At 59.9% G+C, this 16,548-nt stretch carries 15 protein-coding genes and 1 riboswitch; of the genes, 5 read left to right on the top strand and 10 right to left on the bottom strand.

Annotated elements, in window-relative coordinates; all coding sequences use genetic code 11:
• Positions 1-91: 91 nt before the first annotated feature.
• Together yihA and rsuA are read left to right on the top strand one after the other, a co-directional pair.
• Complete coding sequence (gene yihA, locus Q0753_RS12350; protein ID WP_298721353.1) at positions 92-745, top strand: ribosome biogenesis GTP-binding protein YihA/YsxC; 654 nt, start codon at positions 92-94, stop codon at positions 743-745.
• A complete protein-coding gene (gene rsuA, locus Q0753_RS12345) occupies positions 745-1,431 on the top strand; it encodes a 16S rRNA pseudouridine(516) synthase RsuA (protein ID WP_298721350.1) in 687 nt (228 codons plus the stop codon). The genes yihA and rsuA overlap by 1 nt, the downstream gene beginning before the upstream one ends.
• Before the next feature lie 64 nt (positions 1,432-1,495).
• Here the strand turns inward: rsuA and Q0753_RS12340 are convergent, their stop codons facing one another.
• Both Q0753_RS12340 and Q0753_RS12335 read right to left on the bottom strand, forming a co-directional pair.
• Positions 1,496-4,330, bottom strand: coding sequence for a PAS domain-containing protein (locus tag Q0753_RS12340; protein WP_298721347.1), 2,835 nt, complete (start codon positions 4,328-4,330; stop codon positions 1,496-1,498).
• Positions 4,302-6,134, bottom strand: coding sequence for an ATP-binding protein (locus tag Q0753_RS12335; protein WP_298721344.1), 1,833 nt, complete (start codon positions 6,132-6,134; stop codon positions 4,302-4,304). The genes Q0753_RS12340 and Q0753_RS12335 overlap by 29 nt, the downstream gene beginning before the upstream one ends.
• A gap of 168 nt (positions 6,135-6,302) precedes the next feature.
• On the opposite strand from Q0753_RS12335, the gene Q0753_RS12330 reads away from it, so the two are divergent.
• Genes Q0753_RS12330 through Q0753_RS12320 form a run of 3 tightly spaced genes read left to right on the top strand, consistent with a single transcriptional unit; the run spans position 6,303 to position 9,559 of the window.
• Complete coding sequence (locus Q0753_RS12330) at positions 6,303-7,973, top strand: diguanylate cyclase (protein WP_298721341.1); 1,671 nt, start codon at positions 6,303-6,305, stop codon at positions 7,971-7,973.
• 3 nt (positions 7,974-7,976) lie between these two features.
• The gene (locus Q0753_RS12325; protein WP_298721338.1) at positions 7,977-9,134 is read left to right on the top strand and encodes a response regulator; all 1,158 of its coding nucleotides are present in this window, start codon (positions 7,977-7,979) and stop codon (positions 9,132-9,134) included.
• On the top strand, positions 9,110-9,559 hold the full coding sequence (locus Q0753_RS12320; protein WP_298721335.1) for a response regulator: 450 nt from the start codon (positions 9,110-9,112) through the stop codon (positions 9,557-9,559). The genes Q0753_RS12325 and Q0753_RS12320 overlap by 25 nt, the downstream gene beginning before the upstream one ends.
• Before the next feature lie 46 nt (positions 9,560-9,605).
• On the opposite strand, the gene mnhG is transcribed toward Q0753_RS12320, so the two are convergent.
• From mnhG to thiD, 8 genes are all read right to left on the bottom strand, one after another.
• On the bottom strand, positions 9,606-9,986 hold the full coding sequence (gene mnhG, locus Q0753_RS12315; protein WP_298721332.1) for a monovalent cation/H(+) antiporter subunit G: 381 nt from the start codon (positions 9,984-9,986) through the stop codon (positions 9,606-9,608).
• The gene (locus Q0753_RS12310) at positions 9,976-10,251 is read right to left on the bottom strand and encodes a cation:proton antiporter (protein WP_298721329.1); all 276 of its coding nucleotides are present in this window, start codon (positions 10,249-10,251) and stop codon (positions 9,976-9,978) included. Before Q0753_RS12310 ends, mnhG begins: the two co-directional genes overlap by 11 nt.
• 4 nt (positions 10,252-10,255) lie before the next feature.
• Positions 10,256-10,729, bottom strand: coding sequence for a Na+/H+ antiporter subunit E (locus Q0753_RS12305; protein WP_298721326.1), 474 nt, complete (start codon positions 10,727-10,729; stop codon positions 10,256-10,258).
• Positions 10,726-12,228, bottom strand: coding sequence for a Na+/H+ antiporter subunit D (locus tag Q0753_RS12300; protein ID WP_298721323.1), 1,503 nt, complete (start codon positions 12,226-12,228; stop codon positions 10,726-10,728). Before Q0753_RS12300 ends, Q0753_RS12305 begins: the two co-directional genes overlap by 4 nt.
• Positions 12,225-12,572 carry a Na+/H+ antiporter subunit C gene (locus Q0753_RS12295; protein WP_298721320.1) on the bottom strand — a complete coding sequence of 116 codons (348 nt, stop codon included), beginning with the start codon at positions 12,570-12,572 and terminating at the stop codon, positions 12,225-12,227. The genes Q0753_RS12300 and Q0753_RS12295 overlap by 4 nt, the downstream gene beginning before the upstream one ends.
• Entirely contained in the window at positions 12,573-13,004 is a 432-nt protein-coding gene (locus tag Q0753_RS12290; RefSeq protein ID WP_298721318.1) for a Na+/H+ antiporter subunit B, read from the bottom strand. It lies immediately after the preceding gene.
• Positions 13,001-15,301 (bottom strand): putative monovalent cation/H+ antiporter subunit A, encoded by a 2,301-nt coding sequence (locus Q0753_RS12285; protein WP_298721315.1) that lies wholly within the window; start codon positions 15,299-15,301, stop codon positions 13,001-13,003. Before Q0753_RS12285 ends, Q0753_RS12290 begins: the two co-directional genes overlap by 4 nt.
• A 239-nt stretch (positions 15,302-15,540) precedes the next feature.
• Positions 15,541-16,377 (bottom strand): bifunctional hydroxymethylpyrimidine kinase/phosphomethylpyrimidine kinase, encoded by an 837-nt coding sequence (thiD, locus tag Q0753_RS12280; protein ID WP_298721311.1) that lies wholly within the window; start codon positions 16,375-16,377, stop codon positions 15,541-15,543.
• 40 nt (positions 16,378-16,417) lie between these two features.
• Positions 16,418-16,518: riboswitch (TPP riboswitch) on the bottom strand.
• Positions 16,519-16,548 lie beyond the last annotated feature (30 nt).

Below are 16,548 nucleotides of genomic sequence, written 5' to 3'. Positions count from 1 at the left end.
ATGTTACAATGCGATTCAAAAAACGACACCATTCTACAATGATTTTGCGAAAAAGTAAGCAAAGCGGGTTCAGAACCCGGGGGAATTCATATTGAATAACAAGCAGATAAATTTTAACACCGCCCGCTTTATTACCAGCGCGCCCGATATCAATCAAATGCCGGAAGACAGCGGCATAGAGATAGCTTTTGCCGGACGCTCAAACGCCGGTAAATCATCCGCACTTAACACCATAACGCAGCAGAAAAGTCTGGCGCGGACCAGTAAAACCCCGGGCCGTACCCAGCTGATCAACGTGTTCGAGCTGAGCGAAGGCAAGCGGCTGATCGATCTGCCCGGCTACGGCTATGCCAAGGTGCCGGAAGAAATGAAGTTGAAATGGCAGCGAGCCCTGTCGGTCTACCTGCAACACCGCGAAAGCCTCAAGGGTCTGGTGGTGCTGATGGACATTCGGCATCCGCTCAAGGACATCGATCAGCAGTTGCTGCAATGGGCCAGCGAAAGCAAGCTGCCGGTACTGGCACTGCTGACCAAGTGTGACAAGCTCAAGCCGGGCCCGCGCAAGTCCGAAGTGCTGCGAGTGCGCGAAGCCGTGACCGTGTTCGGTGGCGACATTCGAGTCGAATCGTTCAGTTCGCTCAAGGGCCTGGGCCTGGACAGAGCCAAGGAAATCCTCAGCGAATGGCTGCTGCAGGATCAGGACGATGAGCCGGCGGCAGCAAGCGCCGACGGTGAGAACGCCTGATGCGCCTCGATCGCTTTCTGAGCGAAAGTACCGGCCTGACCCGCTCCGTGGCCAAAAAGGCCCTGCACCGGGGTGATGTGACCGTCGATGGCATCGTGGTCAAAAAGAGCGACCAACAGATCAACGGTCAGGAAGTGCGCCTCGAAGGTCGTCTGCTGATGGCACCGGGGCCGCGCTATCTGCTGTTGCACAAGCCCGCCGGTTATATCAGTTCCACCCAGGATGAAGACCACCCCTGTGTGCTGCAACTGCTGCCCCCGGAGCTGCGCCGCAGCATGCAGTGCGCCGGGCGGCTGGATGTGGATACTACCGGCCTGCTGCTGCTGACCGACGATGGCAAGTGGTCGCACCGCCTGCGCTCGCCCAAAAATGCCTGCAACAAGGTGTATCGGGTCGATCTGGCCGAACCGCTGGCAGAGGATGTCGCCGAGCGCTTCGCTCAAGGGCTGGAGCTGCACGGCGAAGACAAGACGACCCTGCCGGCCGGCCTGGAAGTGATCACCCCTACTCGGGTACTGCTGACCATACAGGAAGGCAAATATCACCAGGTGAAACGGATGTTTGCCGCCGTCGGCAATCATGTGATGGGCCTGCACCGGCTGCAAATCGGGGACATAGTGCTGGATGACAGCCTGGCTCCGGGCGAGTGGCGTCATCTCACCGCCGCCGAAGTCGCCTCGATTTGACGTAAAGGGTGCGGGGGGCAGAGTGAGGCGTAACCTCACACCTCACCATTCACACCTTACTATCTTATTCCGCCGCCGGTATCTCCAGCCAGAAACAACTGCCCTGGCCCGGCGTCGATTCGAAGTCGACGCTGCCCCCCATCCGTTCCAGCAGCTCCCGGGTAATGGCCAGGCCCAGCCCGGTACCGCCTTTCTTGCGGGTATCCGAGCTGTCGGCCTGGGCAAACTTCTGGAAGATGCGCGAACGAAAACTATCGGGGATCCCGTCTCCCCGATCACGCACCAGAATGCGTAGTCGGTCGGTGCCTTGCCATTCGGTGGAGATCAGCACCCGGCCCTGCTCCGGCGAAAACTTGATGGCATTGGACTGCAGGTTGGACAAGGCCTGCAGCAGTCTGTCCCTGTCTGCCTGCACTCGCGCCTCCGCCGCCATGGTGCCAATCTCGAGGCAGACACCTCGCTCCTTGCCCAATGGGCGGTTCATTTCCACCGCCTCATGGATCAGCTCTGCCAAATCACAGGCTTGCAGACAAAACGGCATCTTGCCGGCCACCAGCTTTTCCATATCGAGCAAGTCGTTGATCAACAAATTCAGTCGCTTGCTGTTGTTATGAGCCACCCGTACCATCTGGCCGGCTTTGGCCGGCAGATCACCCAGCACCCCCTGGTTCAACAACCCGAGTGAGCCGGTAATGGAGGTCAGCGGCGTGCGCAGTTCGTGGCTCACGGTGGCCACGAATTCCCTTTGCATCTGCTCCACCTGCTTCAGCGCGGAAATATCCTCGACAAAAGACCACAACAGCGTCTTGCCTGCCGCATCGCGGACCAACATCCCCCGCTGGCGAACCGGAAAGCGTGACCCATCCCAACGGGTGTACTCTTTTTCATAGGGCGGATAACTGCCATGAAGCTTCAGTTGCTCCAACGCCTGCTGGTCTGCCGCCTTGTATTCCTCCGGGGTAAGCACGCGATAATCCAGCGCCAGCAGATGTTCCTTGTCGAACCCGGTCGCATCCAGCAGCGCTCGGTTGACATCGATAAAGGCACCGGTCGAAAAATCATTGAGGGCAATGCCGATGGAAGACAGCTCAAACAGCCCTCGCAGCCGCCGCTCGCTGTCGGCCAGCGCCAGTTCCGCCTGTTTTTCATGCTGAATATCGGTCAGGTAGCCGTGCCAGACGGTGCTGCCATCATCCAGCCGTTCGGGCCGGGCCCGTCCTTCCACCCACCGCAGGGAGCCGTCTTGCTGCACGACCCGGTACTGGGTATGCCAGATGGCAAGATGACGCTCCGATGCCTGAATTGACGCGCTGACCTGCTCCAGATCCGGCCCATGAATGCGCTCGAATACCACGGCGGCATTCTCTTTCACCGCCTCGGGCGAAACCCGGTAAATCTGCTCGATGCCGCTGCTGCTGTAAGGAAAGGCGCTGTGGCCATTCGGCCACAGCCGGTACTGGTACAGCATGCCCGGAGTCTGCTCGACCAGCTTGTCCAGCCGCTCCTGCTGCGCCCGTTTTCCCAGCATGTCTTCGAGCCAGCGCGCCAGCAGCCCGATGAACATGCGGTCGGTGTCATCGAAAGGCCATTCCCTCGGTGCGACGGCAGAAAAGTTGAGGGTACCGAACAACTGGCCATCGACCAGAAGTCGAATGGCGATGTAACTTTCGAGCCCGAACTGCCGATAGCACTCGGCCTGTTGAAACGACGAGTGAGCCATATGCTGGATGGCCATCACACCGGGTTGCTGCAGCAACAGGTGGCAGTAGGTTTGTTCCAGCACAAAGTGCAATCCGGGCGCGATTTCGGCTTCGGGCGGCGCCGCCACCCAACGTACCGCGTACACCTCGCCCAGGATTTCGCTGACGATACCCAGCTCCAGCTGCAGATAATCGCACCCCAACGACAATGCCTGGGTGATTTGTTGGTCCAAGCTGCCGTCCAGTTCAAAGGCGATACGATTAAGCAGCTGGAGCGCCCGGTTCTTGCGCTCCAGCTGTGCCAGCGTCTCTCGCTCGGTAGTAATATCCGCATGGGTGCCATACATCATCAGCGGCTTCCCATCGTCGTCACGGCTGAACAAGCGGCCCCGGCTTTGTAACCAGACCCAGTGCCCCGCTTTATGCTTCATGCGAAACTTGCATTCATAGACCGGCTCCTTCCCCGCCAGATGCCGTTTCATCGCCACCGTAGCGCCCACCACATCGTCCGGATGAACCCGGCTTTTCCAGGTGTCGAAAGTCAAGGGCGCCAGCTCCGCCAGCCGATAGCCCAGCATATCGGCCCAGCGTTCATTGAATTCACAGCGACCGGTTTGCATGTCGCATTGCCAGATACCGATGTGCGCCCCCTCAATCACCAACTGGGCACGGGATTCGCTCGCCTGCAGGCTGCGACGTAACTCGGTCAGCTGGGACTGGTTGATTTGCTCTTCCACCGTGTCGGCCATGATCCGTAACAGCTCGCTCTCCGCCGCGCCAAATGTGCGTGGCTTGCTGTCGATGATACAGAGGGTACCGATGCGATAACCACCCGAGGTATGCAGGGGGGCCCCCGCATAAAAACGAATATGCGGCGGCTGCAAGACCAGCGGGTTATCGAAAAACCGGGGATCGAGGTGGGCGTCCTCCACCACCAGCAGGCCGCTGTCCAGGATGGCGTGGCCACAAAACGAGATCTCGCGGCCGGTTTCGCACACCTCCCCCAGCCCCTGAGCCGATTTGAACCACTGTCGTTCGCTGTCTACCAGCGACACCAGGGCGATGTCGACACCAAAACTGCTCTGGGCAATGCGGGTCAGTCGATCGAAACGCGCTTCCGGTGGGCTGTCCAGCAGACCGGTGGCCATCAGCGCCTGCAATCGCTGCCATTCATCGGTCGGTACAGATGGGATGATCATCACTCATATCCTCAATAATCCGATGCTCGGTACTATCGCTCGAAACCGCACCCGGCAGCTCCACCCACAGATGGGCACCGTCCCGGTTATAAAAACCGATGCGCCCTTCCATCAATTCCACCAGTTCCTTGCAAATCGCCAGGCCCAGCCCGGTTCCTCTGCTGGCACGCATGGTGCCGTGTTCGGCCTGGGCAAAACGCTCGAACAGACGACCACCAAAGGCTTCCGGAATGCCTTCTCCCTGATCGCTGACGGTAATCCGCAGCCAGTCGGGGAGATGCCACTCGACCCGTACCGTGACGGTACCGCCGGGCGGAGAAAATTTGATGGCATTGCTGATCAGGTTATCCAGAACCTGCCGCAAGCGCAGCGGATCGAGGTATGCCGATGGCACCGGGGCGGTGGCGCTGCACAGGGTCACCCGGTAGTCATCGGCCATGGGTCGGTTACCGGCTATCGCCTCCTTGACCAGCGTCATGATACAGCAGGGCTTGGGTGCCAGTTCCAGCTTACCGGCATTCAGCTTGTTGAAGTCCAGCAGGTCATTGATGATGGTCTGCAAACGCTCGCCGTTGCGCAATGCCAGCAACGTCAGGTTATCGGCTTTTTCCGGCAGGGCGCCCACCGCCCCCGACTGCATCAGCTTCAGCGCCCCGTTGATCGAGGTCAGCGGAGTACGCAGTTCATGACTGACCACCGCCACGAAGTCATCCTTGACCTCGCTCAACGCCTTGCGCTCGGCGGTCAGCTGGTTGAAGGCCCGTGCCAGCTCCGCCACCTCGGTTACGCCGGTTTCGGGCAACTGCTGGTTATTCGCGGCCTGGGTCGCCATGCGCCGGATTTGTCGGGTCATGAATTCCAGCGGCCGCATCGCGGTCCAGGCCAGCCAGAATGCCAGCAGCGCCAGTCCGCCGCCAATCAGCACACTGATGCCGGCAAAACGCAGAAAAAATGCCCGGGCCGGGGCAATCACCTGGTCGTAGGGCACGGCACGAACGAACACCCACCGCAATTGCTCCAGATGGGTGGTGGCAAAGACCATTTGCTGCCGATTTTCATCCTGGGTGATGCCGATATTGAAACCGGACAGGGCGGCGTCAATCAGCGGACTCTCCCCGGGGGCAGGCAATGGTTGCAGTTCACTCGACAAATCGGCACCGTTATAGACATACACCAGGTTGTCGGTGTCCAGAATCCTGAAAGTCACCCCTTCCCGCAGGGCATCGGCCAGTCGCCGCTTCGGCAGAATGGAGGTCTGGGCCAGATTGATCACCCCACCCAGAATACCGAGCAAATCGCCGTCATCCGACAGGATCGGACTCAAAAAGGACACCAGCGGCGCTCCTGTGGTACGTCCGATAATGGGGTGACTGATCACCGGCTTGCGGGTGGTAAAGAGCCGCTTGAAATGAGGCCGATCCGCATAATTGGTACCCACTCGCCCCGGCACCAGCGTGCTTTCGGCGATGGCGGTGCCGTTGCTGTCAAAGACCATAAGGCCATCCGGAAAGAATCTTCGCAGATGGCGCTGCCGCTCCATCTTGGTGAGCAACTGGCTCATGGGGTCGAGGTTGAGTCCGTTAGACAACTGGGCGCTGAAGCTTTCCAGCGCATTCAGCCTGAGGGCCAGCACCTGCTCCACCTGCTCGGCCGCCCTGACCGTTTCCTCCGCCTGGCGCTGGCGGTGCAACTGCTCGAGGTCGTCCACCAGCGAGTGATAGACCGTCAACAGCACGGCCACGACCGTCAGCACGGCACCGGTCATGATAATGAGCGCTATTCGTCCCTTCAGCGATAATCGCATGTGCTATCTCGTCCTTGTCGTGGTAGTGCATAACGGATACGGTGTCAAATATGGGTATACCACAATCGGCAACCCCATGATAAGTTTCGCATGGGGCTTTATAGCCTATCATCCCTGCAGTCATTACCCGATGGCCGCAGAAACACAAGCCGAGTACCGGAGGTAAAAATGCCGCCTGATCCGAGCGTAATGGAGAGCAAGCTTGCCCTGTTGAAAACCCGGTTTGCCGAGAGAACGGCCACCCAGCTCGACGCCATGGTGCTGGAAGTTCAACAATGGCAACAAACAGGCGGCCGTTGTGGCGATATCACCGCCCTCTACCAGTTACTGCACCGGCTGGCCGGCTCTTCCGGCACCTTCGGCTTTGTCGAACTGGGGCAGAAGGCCCGCAGCCTGGAGCATCGCCTCACGTCATTGCTGGAATGCCCCGACCTGTCTGCTGCCCGAATTCAGCGCGTGATCGACGCCGATTTTCTTGAGCAACTGCAACGATTAACCTCGCTGCTGCACCAGGATGATGAATCAACTTCGCCCTCGGCCGCAACGCCACTCACATCGCCTTCGACCGCAGCAGAGGCGACCGAAGTGCTGATCCTGGGAGCCGAGCTGACCGAGCTGGTTTCGGCCCTCAGCCGCTACGGTTTCAACATCGCGCACCATGTTGCCGTTGATGATATTCCGGCCCGGTACTGGCATCACAACACCACCATCGTCACCTGTGCCCATCATCTGGAGCCGGCCGCCACCTGGAACACGGTCCAGGCCCGCCGTTGCCGGCAGAAGAAGGCCCCGATTATCTGCATCGGTGCAGATGACGACTTTGACGCCCGCTATCGCCTCGCCGAACTGGGGGCCAGTGGCCTGTTCACCCTGCCGGTAGAGATACCCGGCCTGGCAGAACGCATCGAGCAACTGAATCGCGAGCAACAGCAGACGCAGGCCGCCAGGGTATTGCTACTGGACGACGATGAAGAACTGGCCGAGCATTATCGCCTGGTGCTGACCACCGCCGGTATGAATGTCAGGGTCATGACCCGGCCCGCCGCCCTGCTGAGTACGCTGGCGGAGTTTCGACCGGACATAGTGCTGATGGACATCAACATGGCGCCCTATTCCGGCGTGACCCTGGCGCGAATGATCCGTTTTGAACCCCAGTGGCTGAGCTTGCCGATTATCTATCTCTCTTCGGAGCAGGATCGGGATCAACAGCTCAGCGCCCTGGCCCAGGGCGCCGATGAATTCATCACCAAACCGATTTCCGATCAACAGCTGATCCGTACCGTGCGTATCCTCTATTACCGGGCCCGTCAGCTGTCGAAACTGGTGTCCTGCGATGGCCTGACCGGCTTGCTCAATCACACGCACATCAAGCAGGCCCTGAGCCACGAGTTTTCCCGGGTGCAGCGGCTCGGCCACAGCACTACGGTGGCCATGCTGGATCTGGATCACTTCAAACAGATCAACGACAATCACGGCCATGCCATTGGCGATCAGGTGATCAAGGCGCTGGCCAATCTGCTGCACAAGCGGCTGCGCATTACCGATCATCTGGGTCGCTACGGCGGTGAAGAGTTTGTGGCCATACTGCCCGACTGCGATCTGTCACAGGCCAAAACCATGTTCGAGCAGATCTGCCGTCATTTTGCCGCCCTGAGCTTCAATGGCAGTGAACACAAGTTCGGGGTGACCGTCAGTGTCGGCCTGGCCGATCTGAATCAATTTATATCGGCAGAACATGCACTTAATGCCGCCGACGAGGCGTTGTATCAGCGAAAACATCAGGGCCGAAACGGAGTCAGCTGTTATTATTTACCTACCTTGCCTGTCGACAACGGATAAACCATGAACATACTGCTGCTGGAAGACGATTTGCTCATCGCCGATCTGGTGGAAATGGTGCTGACCAATTCGGTTGCCGGGGCCCAAGTGACCCAGGCGACCAGCGTCGGTCAGGCCAAAATGGCCTGGCGCCGACAGCCGGCACAACTGGTGCTCTGCGACTGGAATCTGCCGGACGGCTCGGGGCTCGAGCTGGTCAAACTCATTCGCAGCACCGACACGGCCACCCCCATCGTCATGATCAGCGCCAGCTCCGACCGCCAGCACGTGATGGCCGCCGCCCGTTATGGTATCAGCGATTTTATCGCCAAGCCGTTCGATGTGACCATGCTGCAGCAACGCCTGATGCCGCTGCTGCATGCCGATCTGTCCACCGGCCAGCAGCCGTCTGCGCTGCCGTCGCTGGATGACTGGCTGAACCAGGCACTGACCGATACGCTGCGCCTGCCAACCGAGCTCGATCAGAACGCCGTGCTGCCCCTGCTGGCCAACAGCGACAGCCTGTCACCGACCGACCTGGCCCAAAACTGGAAAAACCAGCCGGCATTGACTGCCCGCTTGCTGAAACAGGCCAACGGCGCGTCGCTGAAACGCAGCGGCAAGCCGGTGAGCCGGCTGGACGAGGCCATTGCCACCCTGGGCGTGGATCTGTCGTTACGCACCGCCATGGCACTGGCGCTCGACGTTACCGGCTCCCTGCACGATGAACGCCTGATCGAGCTGGCCCGTCACTACCAGACCACCGCCGAGCAGGTCGCCACTATCGCCCGGGCCATGGCACTGAGCATCGGTCTGAATGGCTTGAACTGTTATACCGCCGGTTTGCTGAGTCGCAGCGGAGAGCTGGCGGTATTGCGCGTACTGCAGGATTTCATTACCCGCGGCGGCAGCCTCGACGACGCGCCGCCGGAACAGTTGCTCGCCCAGTGGGCGCCGAACTACGGCAACCGGCTCAAGCAGCAATGGGGGCTACCGCTACCGACAAGGGAACTGATTGGTGCCATACATGTTGCCCCGGCCCATGCTACCCAGCGCGCTCTGCTGATCATGCACCTGGCGGGGCTGCGGGTTGCGTCAAAACTGCACGGCCGCGACGCGCTGCGCATGTTGCGCCAGGCCGGGCTGGAACCCGAAAAATGGCTGGCCGACACACCGGAATAAATCTGACACCAGACGACAAGGACGACATCATGCTCAAGACCGCCCCCCAACGTATTCTGTATGTGGAAGACGACGACGACATTCGTGAAATCGCCCAGCTGGCGCTGGAGACCGTCGGCGGTTTTACGGTACTGCTGTGCGCCTCCGGCGAGCAGGCCCTGGAGCAGGTGGCCGATTTTGATCCCGACATGATACTGCTGGATGTGATGATGCCGGGCATGGACGGTCCCTCTACCCTGACGGCGCTGCGGCAGAATCCCGCTCAGGCCACCACCCCGGTGGCCTTCATGACCGCCAAGATACAGCCGCAGGAAATTGCCGCCTACAAGGCGATGGGGGCGCTGGACGTGATCGCCAAGCCCTTCGACCCCATACAGTTACCCGTGCAGATCAAGGCCATCTGGCAACAGGCTCAATCTGCCTAAGTACCCAGTTGATCGCCAGAAGCAGCTCAGCCTCCGCTGGCGGTCATCAGTCTTCTTCCCGCTTGCGGGGCGAGCTGCCCAGCCGGTGGGTCTTGAGGTCGTAGCGTTCCTTGATTACGTCCTTGACCGTGCCTTCCCACAGCTTGATGCCCACAAAGTAACCGGCCCGGGCCAGCACATGAGCCGCCACCGGGGCGGTGACAATCACGAACACCACCACCGCCAGAGCGCGCACCACCACACTGACGTTATCGCCATAAAACACCGCGAAGCCGCAGGCCATCAGGCCAATGCCCAGGGCCCCCGCCTTGCTGGTCGCGTGCATGCGGGTCAGCAAATCCGGCATGCGAATAATGCCGATGCCGGACAGCAGCATCAAAAAGGAGCCGAGCAACAGCAGCAGACTGGTCATGATTTCAGTCATCATGGCGCTTGCCTCCCCGTTCCAGATAGCGGGCAAAGCCCACCGCCGTCATGAAGGACGTGAGCGCCAGCACAATGGCCACGTCGATAAACTGGGGCGCCTGGTAGCTGATGCTGTACAGCAGAATAAAACCCACCGTCAGCGAGGCGATCACTTCCAGCGCCACCACCCGATCCGGCAGGGTCGGGCCACGCAGCAAGCGTATCGTGGCCAGCACCAGCCCGACACTCAAAAACACAAACGACAAGGTAATAGCAAACTCAAGCATCGGCTTATCTCAACAAGTCCAGTACACGGGCCTCCAGGGCCTTCAATTCCGCCAGCTGGCGGGCCTCGCTATCCAGGTACATCATGTGTACATACAACACCTTGCGATCGCTGGACACATCCAGTGCCAGTGAACCCGGGGTCACGGTGATCAGGTTGGCAAACAGCGAAATGCCGGCATCATCCTTGAGATCCAGCGGTATGGCGATCACCCCGGGTCGCATCAGGTGCGTCGGCGTCAGCACATCATGGGCGACCCGGGCATTGGCCTTGATCAGATCCCAGATAAAAAACAGGATGAAGCGAATGATTTGCGGCAGCTTGCCGAAATAATTGGCAAACATCGGCTTGTCCCGCGCCACATAGGCCAGCACCAGATAGCTCAGCAACATGCCGGCCACCAGGTTGCTGATGCTGTAGTTGCCGGACAATATGACCCACAGCAGGGCCAGCAGCATATTCCAACCAAAGGCTCTCATCGGCTTACTCCCAGTACCGCCTCGATATAACCGGCCGGCGTCAACAGCTGCTCCGCCGTTTCCAGCGCCAGCTGCACAAACCATTCGGCACCAAAGCCGATGGCCAGGGTCAGCAGGGCCAGGCTCAATACCGGCAGATACAACACATACCGGCTCGGATCCTCGGCGCCACGCAACGACTTGGCCTCTTCCGGCAACGGCTTCCAGAACGCCTCGGCCCAGATCTTGACCATCGAATACAGGGTCAGCAAACCGACGATCAGCGCTATGGTTACCATCAGCCAGGACTGCGCCTCGATACCGGCCTTGATCACCGTGTATTTGGCGAAAAAGCCCGACAGGGGCGGCAGCCCCGCCAGCGACATTGCCGGGATCAGAAACAGCAGCGCCAGCCAGGGCGCGGAGCGATACAGGCCACCCAGCCGCGCCAGATCATAGCTGCCGTGATAGCGATACATGATGCCGCTGATCAGGAACAGGTTGGTCTTCACTATGATGTGATGAAAGATATAGAAGACACCGCCGGCAATGGCCAGCGGCGTAAACAGCGCCAGCCCCACCAGCATGTAACCAATCTGGCTGACGATATGGAAAGACAGAATGCGGCGCACCTCGAACTGGGCCGCCGCCCCCAGCACCCCGGTCAGCATGGTGAAAATACCCATGCCCATCAAGATGCTGTGGTGGGTCAGCCCCACATCCTGCACGAAGATCAGGCTGAACACCCTATACAGCGCATAGACCCCCACCTTGGTCAACAGACCGGCAAACACCGCCGAAATGGCCACCGGCGGCGTGTGGTAGGAGGCGGGCAGCCAGAAGAACAGCGGAAAGGCCGCCGCCTTGATGCCGAACGCCACCAGAAACAGCATGGCGATCACCGTCACCAGCCCCGGCTGCTCGCCGTTGCCCAGCTTCAGCGCCAGATCCGCCATGTTCAGGGTACCCGCGTAACCGTACAGCAGGCCCACGGCGGTCAGAAACAGCGCCGACGAGATCAGGTTCAGGGTCACGTACTTGACCGCCCCTTCCATCTGCGCCCGCTCGCCCCCCAGTATCATCAGGCCGAACGAGGCCACCAGCATGATCTCGAACCACACATAGAGGTTGAAGATGTCACCGGTGAGAAAGGCGCCAGCCACCCCGGCCAGCATCAGATGCAGCAAAGGGTAATAGCCGAAGGCTTCGTGGTTGCGGCTCATGGTGGCCAGCGAGTACACCGCCACCGCCAGGCCGATGATGCCGGTCACCAGCACCATGATGGCGCTGAGCAAATCCGCCACCAGAGTAATGCCGTAGGGCGCCGACCAGTTGCCGACGTAGGCCACCAGAATGCCTTCCTGGCGTACCTGGGTGAACAGATAAAGCGCGGCCAGCAAGAGGCTGCTGCCGGACAGCACCGAAATCCAGCGCTGAACCAAACGCCAGCGCCAGCAGATCAGGGTCAGGGCACCGGCCAGCATGGGGATAAATATGGGTAGGATAACGGCTATATTCACGAGTCTGTGCTCTTCATTTCGTTCATGTCATCGGCCCCGATAACTTCATAGGCACGGTGGATCAGCACCACGGCAAAGGCCAGCACACCGAAACTGATGACGATGGCGGTCAGGATCAGCGCCTGAGGCAGTGGGTCGGCGATGATGCCGGCCGGTTGCGACAGTCCTTCCGGAATCAATGGCGGTGCGCCCCGCACCAGGCCACCCCCGGTCAGGATCAGCAGGTTGGCGGCGTTGGACAGAATCATGAGCCCGATCACCAGTTTGACGATGCTGCGTCTGAGCATCATGAACAGCGCCGTGGCGTAGAGACCGCCAATCACGAAAGCAAACAGGTTTTCCATTTATTCCTCCACCTTGTCCAGTGACAGCAATATGGTCGACACCACGCCGATCACCACCAGGTAAACACCGATATCGAACAGCAGGGGAGTACTCACCGCCAGCTCGCCGATGCCCGGCACATAGAGGGTGCCCCACTGGCTGGTCAAAAAGGGCTGGCCCCGCCACACCACGCCGACCATGCCGCTCAGCAACGCCAGCAACAGGCCGACGCCCATCAGCAGCTGACTTTCCACCTTCATCAGCTTCTTGGTGCTGCTGGCATCAAAGGCGAACAGATGCAGGGCAAAGGCGCTGGACGCCACCAGCCCGGCGATAAAGCCGCCCCCGGGATCGTTATGGCCGCGCAACAGCAAAAAGATGGAGAACAACAGCAACAGCGGCACCAGCATGCGGGTAGCGGTCTGCAGTATGATGGAGGTATCCGATCTCATTTCTGCGTCTCCCAACGAAAGCGAATCATGGCATTGACGCCGATGGCCGCCAGCGCCAGCACGAAGATCTCGCCCAAAGTATCCAGCGCCCGGAAGTCGACCAGTATGACGTTGACGATGTTACGCCCGTGCGCCACCACATAGCTGTTTTCCACCAGATAGGCGGTAATGCCCTCGCCCGGCAGGGTCGACTGGTTCACGGTGAGCACCATCATGGTCACCAGCACCCCGAAGGCACCGGCCACGGCCGCATCGCGCCAGCGTACCAGCGGGCTCGACAGGTCCTGAAAACCGGGCAGACGAAACAGCACCAGCACCAGCATGATCACGGTCAGGGTCTCGACCAATACCTGGGTAATAGCCAGATCCGGCGCGCTGAAGAACACATAAATCATCGCCATGGCAAAGCCCAGCACCCCGATGGCCGCCACCGCGCCCAACCGCAGATGGGTGGCGCCGGCATACACCACCGCCACCAGCATCAACAGGCTGATCACCACTTCATAGAAGCGCACTCCCTCGAACGACAGCGAGTAGACAAAGGCGTCTTCCGACCAGAAGGCATAGGCCAGCAGGGCGATGGTGGTCAGCAATATGGTCAGAATATAGTGGGTCATATAGCCATTCTGCAGTATGCGGGTCTGGCCCTTCGCCACCACCTGAAGGCCATCCATCATTCGCTCATAGCTCCGCTCGGGACCATAGGCCAGGGGATTAAGGGCGGCGGCCAGCGGATCGCGTATGCGATCCCAGTGATGATAAAGCAGGCCGCCACACGCCAATGCCAGCGCACTGAGCAGCAGCGGCAGGTTGAAACCGTGCCACAGCGCCAGTTTCAGCTCGGCCGCCGGGGCCCCGCCAATGGCGGTTACCGCCGCCTGCAGCAAAGGCGTCACCAGACTCGGCATCAATCCCAGCAACAGACCGACAATGGCCAGCAGGGTAAAGCCCAGCCGCATCGCCAGTGGCGCTTCGTGGGGCGTTTTGGGCGTGGGCTTCAATGGCCCGTAAAAGGGTTTGATCGCCACCAGCGCGGCCGACGCCACTATGCCGATGGCGGTGATGACCGACAGCACGATCAACAGCTTCGACAACCAGGGCGCGCCCAGTGCCGCCTCGAACATCAGTTCCTTGGCGATAAAACCGAACAGCGGTGGAATACCGGCCAGCGACAGCGCGGCCAGGGTGATGAACAGCGCCGTTTGCGGCATGTATTTACGCAGCCCGCCCAGATCGCGTACATCCTTGGTGCCGGTGGCATGATCCAGGGTGCCCGCCGCCATGAACAGGGCGCCCTTGTACAACGCATGAGCCAGCAGAAACACCATGGCCGCCTCCAGCGCATGGGGGGTACCGATGCCGATCAGCATGGTCAGGGTGCCCAGCGCCATGATGGTGGAAAAGGCGAGAATGCGCTTGAGATCGGTGCTGCATACCGCCATCAGGGCGCCCACCGTCATGGTCACGCCGCCAAACAGCGACAGCGTCATCATCCAGGCCTCGCTACCGGCCATCATCGGCTGCAAGCGCGCCATCAGATAAACACCCGCCTTGACCATGGTGGCCGAGTGCAGATAGGCGCTGACCGGGGTCGGCGCCGCCATGGCATTGGGCAGCCAGAAATGGAAGGGAGTCTGAGCCGACTTGGTAAAGGCGCCCAGCAGGATCAACACCATCATCGCCAGAAACAGCGGGTGTTGCTGTATATCCACATCTTGAGCCAGCAGTTCATTCAACTCGAAACTGCCACCGATGTTGCCCAGCAGGATCAGACCCGCCATCAGCGCCAGACCGCCACCGACGGTAATAAAGAACCCCTGCAGCGCCGCCTTGCGGGCTTTTTCCTGCTCGTGGTTGAAACCAATCAGCAGATAGGAGGTAAAGCTGGTCAGCTCCCAGAACACAAACAGCGAAATCAGGTTGCTGGACAGCACCAGCCCCAGCATGGCGGCCATGAAGGCCAGCAGGTACATCAGCAACTTGTGAATATCTTTATGGCCCTGCAGATAGCGGCCGGCGTAAATAAAGATAAAGGTACCTATGCCGGTGATCAGCAGCGCGAACATCAGGCTGAGGCCATCCACCATGAAGCTGAGGTTGATACCCAGGCTGGGAATCCATTCATGGCTCTGCAGCACGGTCTGACCCGTGGTCACCTGTGGCCAGAAACCCAGAAAGTAGCCAAACAGGGCAGCCGGCAGCACCGCCAGGACCCAGCCGATTTTCGTCCCCAGAACAGACGACAGGCGGGGCACCAGCGCCGCTAACACAAAACCCGAAATAACAGCAAAAAGCATAGGCAAACGGCCTCATTTCCATGCCTGTTCAGGCAACAGAATTAGCGAAAAAACAGAGGGAGAACGGCACAGGGCGCAGGCTATATTAGGAAGCATTTCAATTAACTTTCAAGCAGTTAATCGAATGTTTTTTTAAGTTGTTATGGCGGTCGATACTACAAGCCACCCCATCAAAACGCAAGCAGAGCCCGGTAATGGCGGCTCTGCGTGCGATACCGATCGCTATTTATGCCATTCCTTCAGCGCGAGAAGAAATGCTCCACCGGCCCTCGCCCCTGCCCGATGCGCAAACTGCTGCCGGCCAGAATGGCCTGATCGATATAATGCTTGGCGGTGGAGACCGCCAGATCCATCGCCAGGCCCTGCCCCAGATAACAGGCCAGCGCCGCCGACAGGGTGCAGCCGGTGCCGTGGGTATTGGGGGTAATCACCCGCGGCGTATCGAAGCAGTGTACTTCGCCATCCTTCAATAACCAGTCCGGACTGCGCGACTCCTGCTGCAGAAAACCGCCCTTGAGCAGCACCGCAGCACAGTCCAGGTTGACGAGTCCGGCAAACAGAGACTCGACATCGGCCAGGGTTGCAGGCACTGGGCTACCGATCAGCGCCGCCGCCTCCGGCAGATTGGGGGTGATCACATCGGCCAGTGGCAGCAGTTCTTCCCGCAGGCTGATGACCGCATCCTCGGCCAGCAGCATGTCGCCATTGGCGGTGACCATCACCGGATCCACCACCAGATGGGCCGGACGATAACGGCGCAATACCTCGGCCACGGTACGAATGGTGGCGCTGTCGCCCAGCATGCCGACCTTGACCGCCGTGACCTGCAAATCGCTGAATACCGCCTCCAGCTGCGCCCGGATCATCTCCTGCGGTACCGGATGCACGGCGCTGACACCGCGGGTGTTCTGGGCGGTCAGGGCGGTGATCACCGAGCAGGCATAGCCGCCGGTGGCAGAAATGGCCTTGATGTCGGCCTGAATACCGGCACCACCACCGCTGTCGGATCCGGCAATGGTCAGCACTATCGGTTTGTGACTGGCGGCTTGATGATCTTGAGGGGTGTGACTGGTCATATCCTTATGGTCCTCCGGGCGAAGGCACCACCGGCAAACTGACGCTTGCCCGTTAGTTTCCTACGCCAGCATTAACTGGATCAGGTACGGCGGGTCCGGCATTGATACCGTCTCAGCCTCGCGGCTCCCCGACTAACAAGACTCGATAATAACGACCCCGGCAGGCAAATG

Source organism: uncultured Oceanisphaera sp., assembly GCF_947495715.1.
Lineage (GTDB): Bacteria > Pseudomonadota > Gammaproteobacteria > Enterobacterales > Aeromonadaceae > Oceanimonas > Oceanimonas sediminis.
Note: the sequence above shows the minus strand (reverse complement) of the source record. Positions and strands in the feature narration are given on the sequence as shown.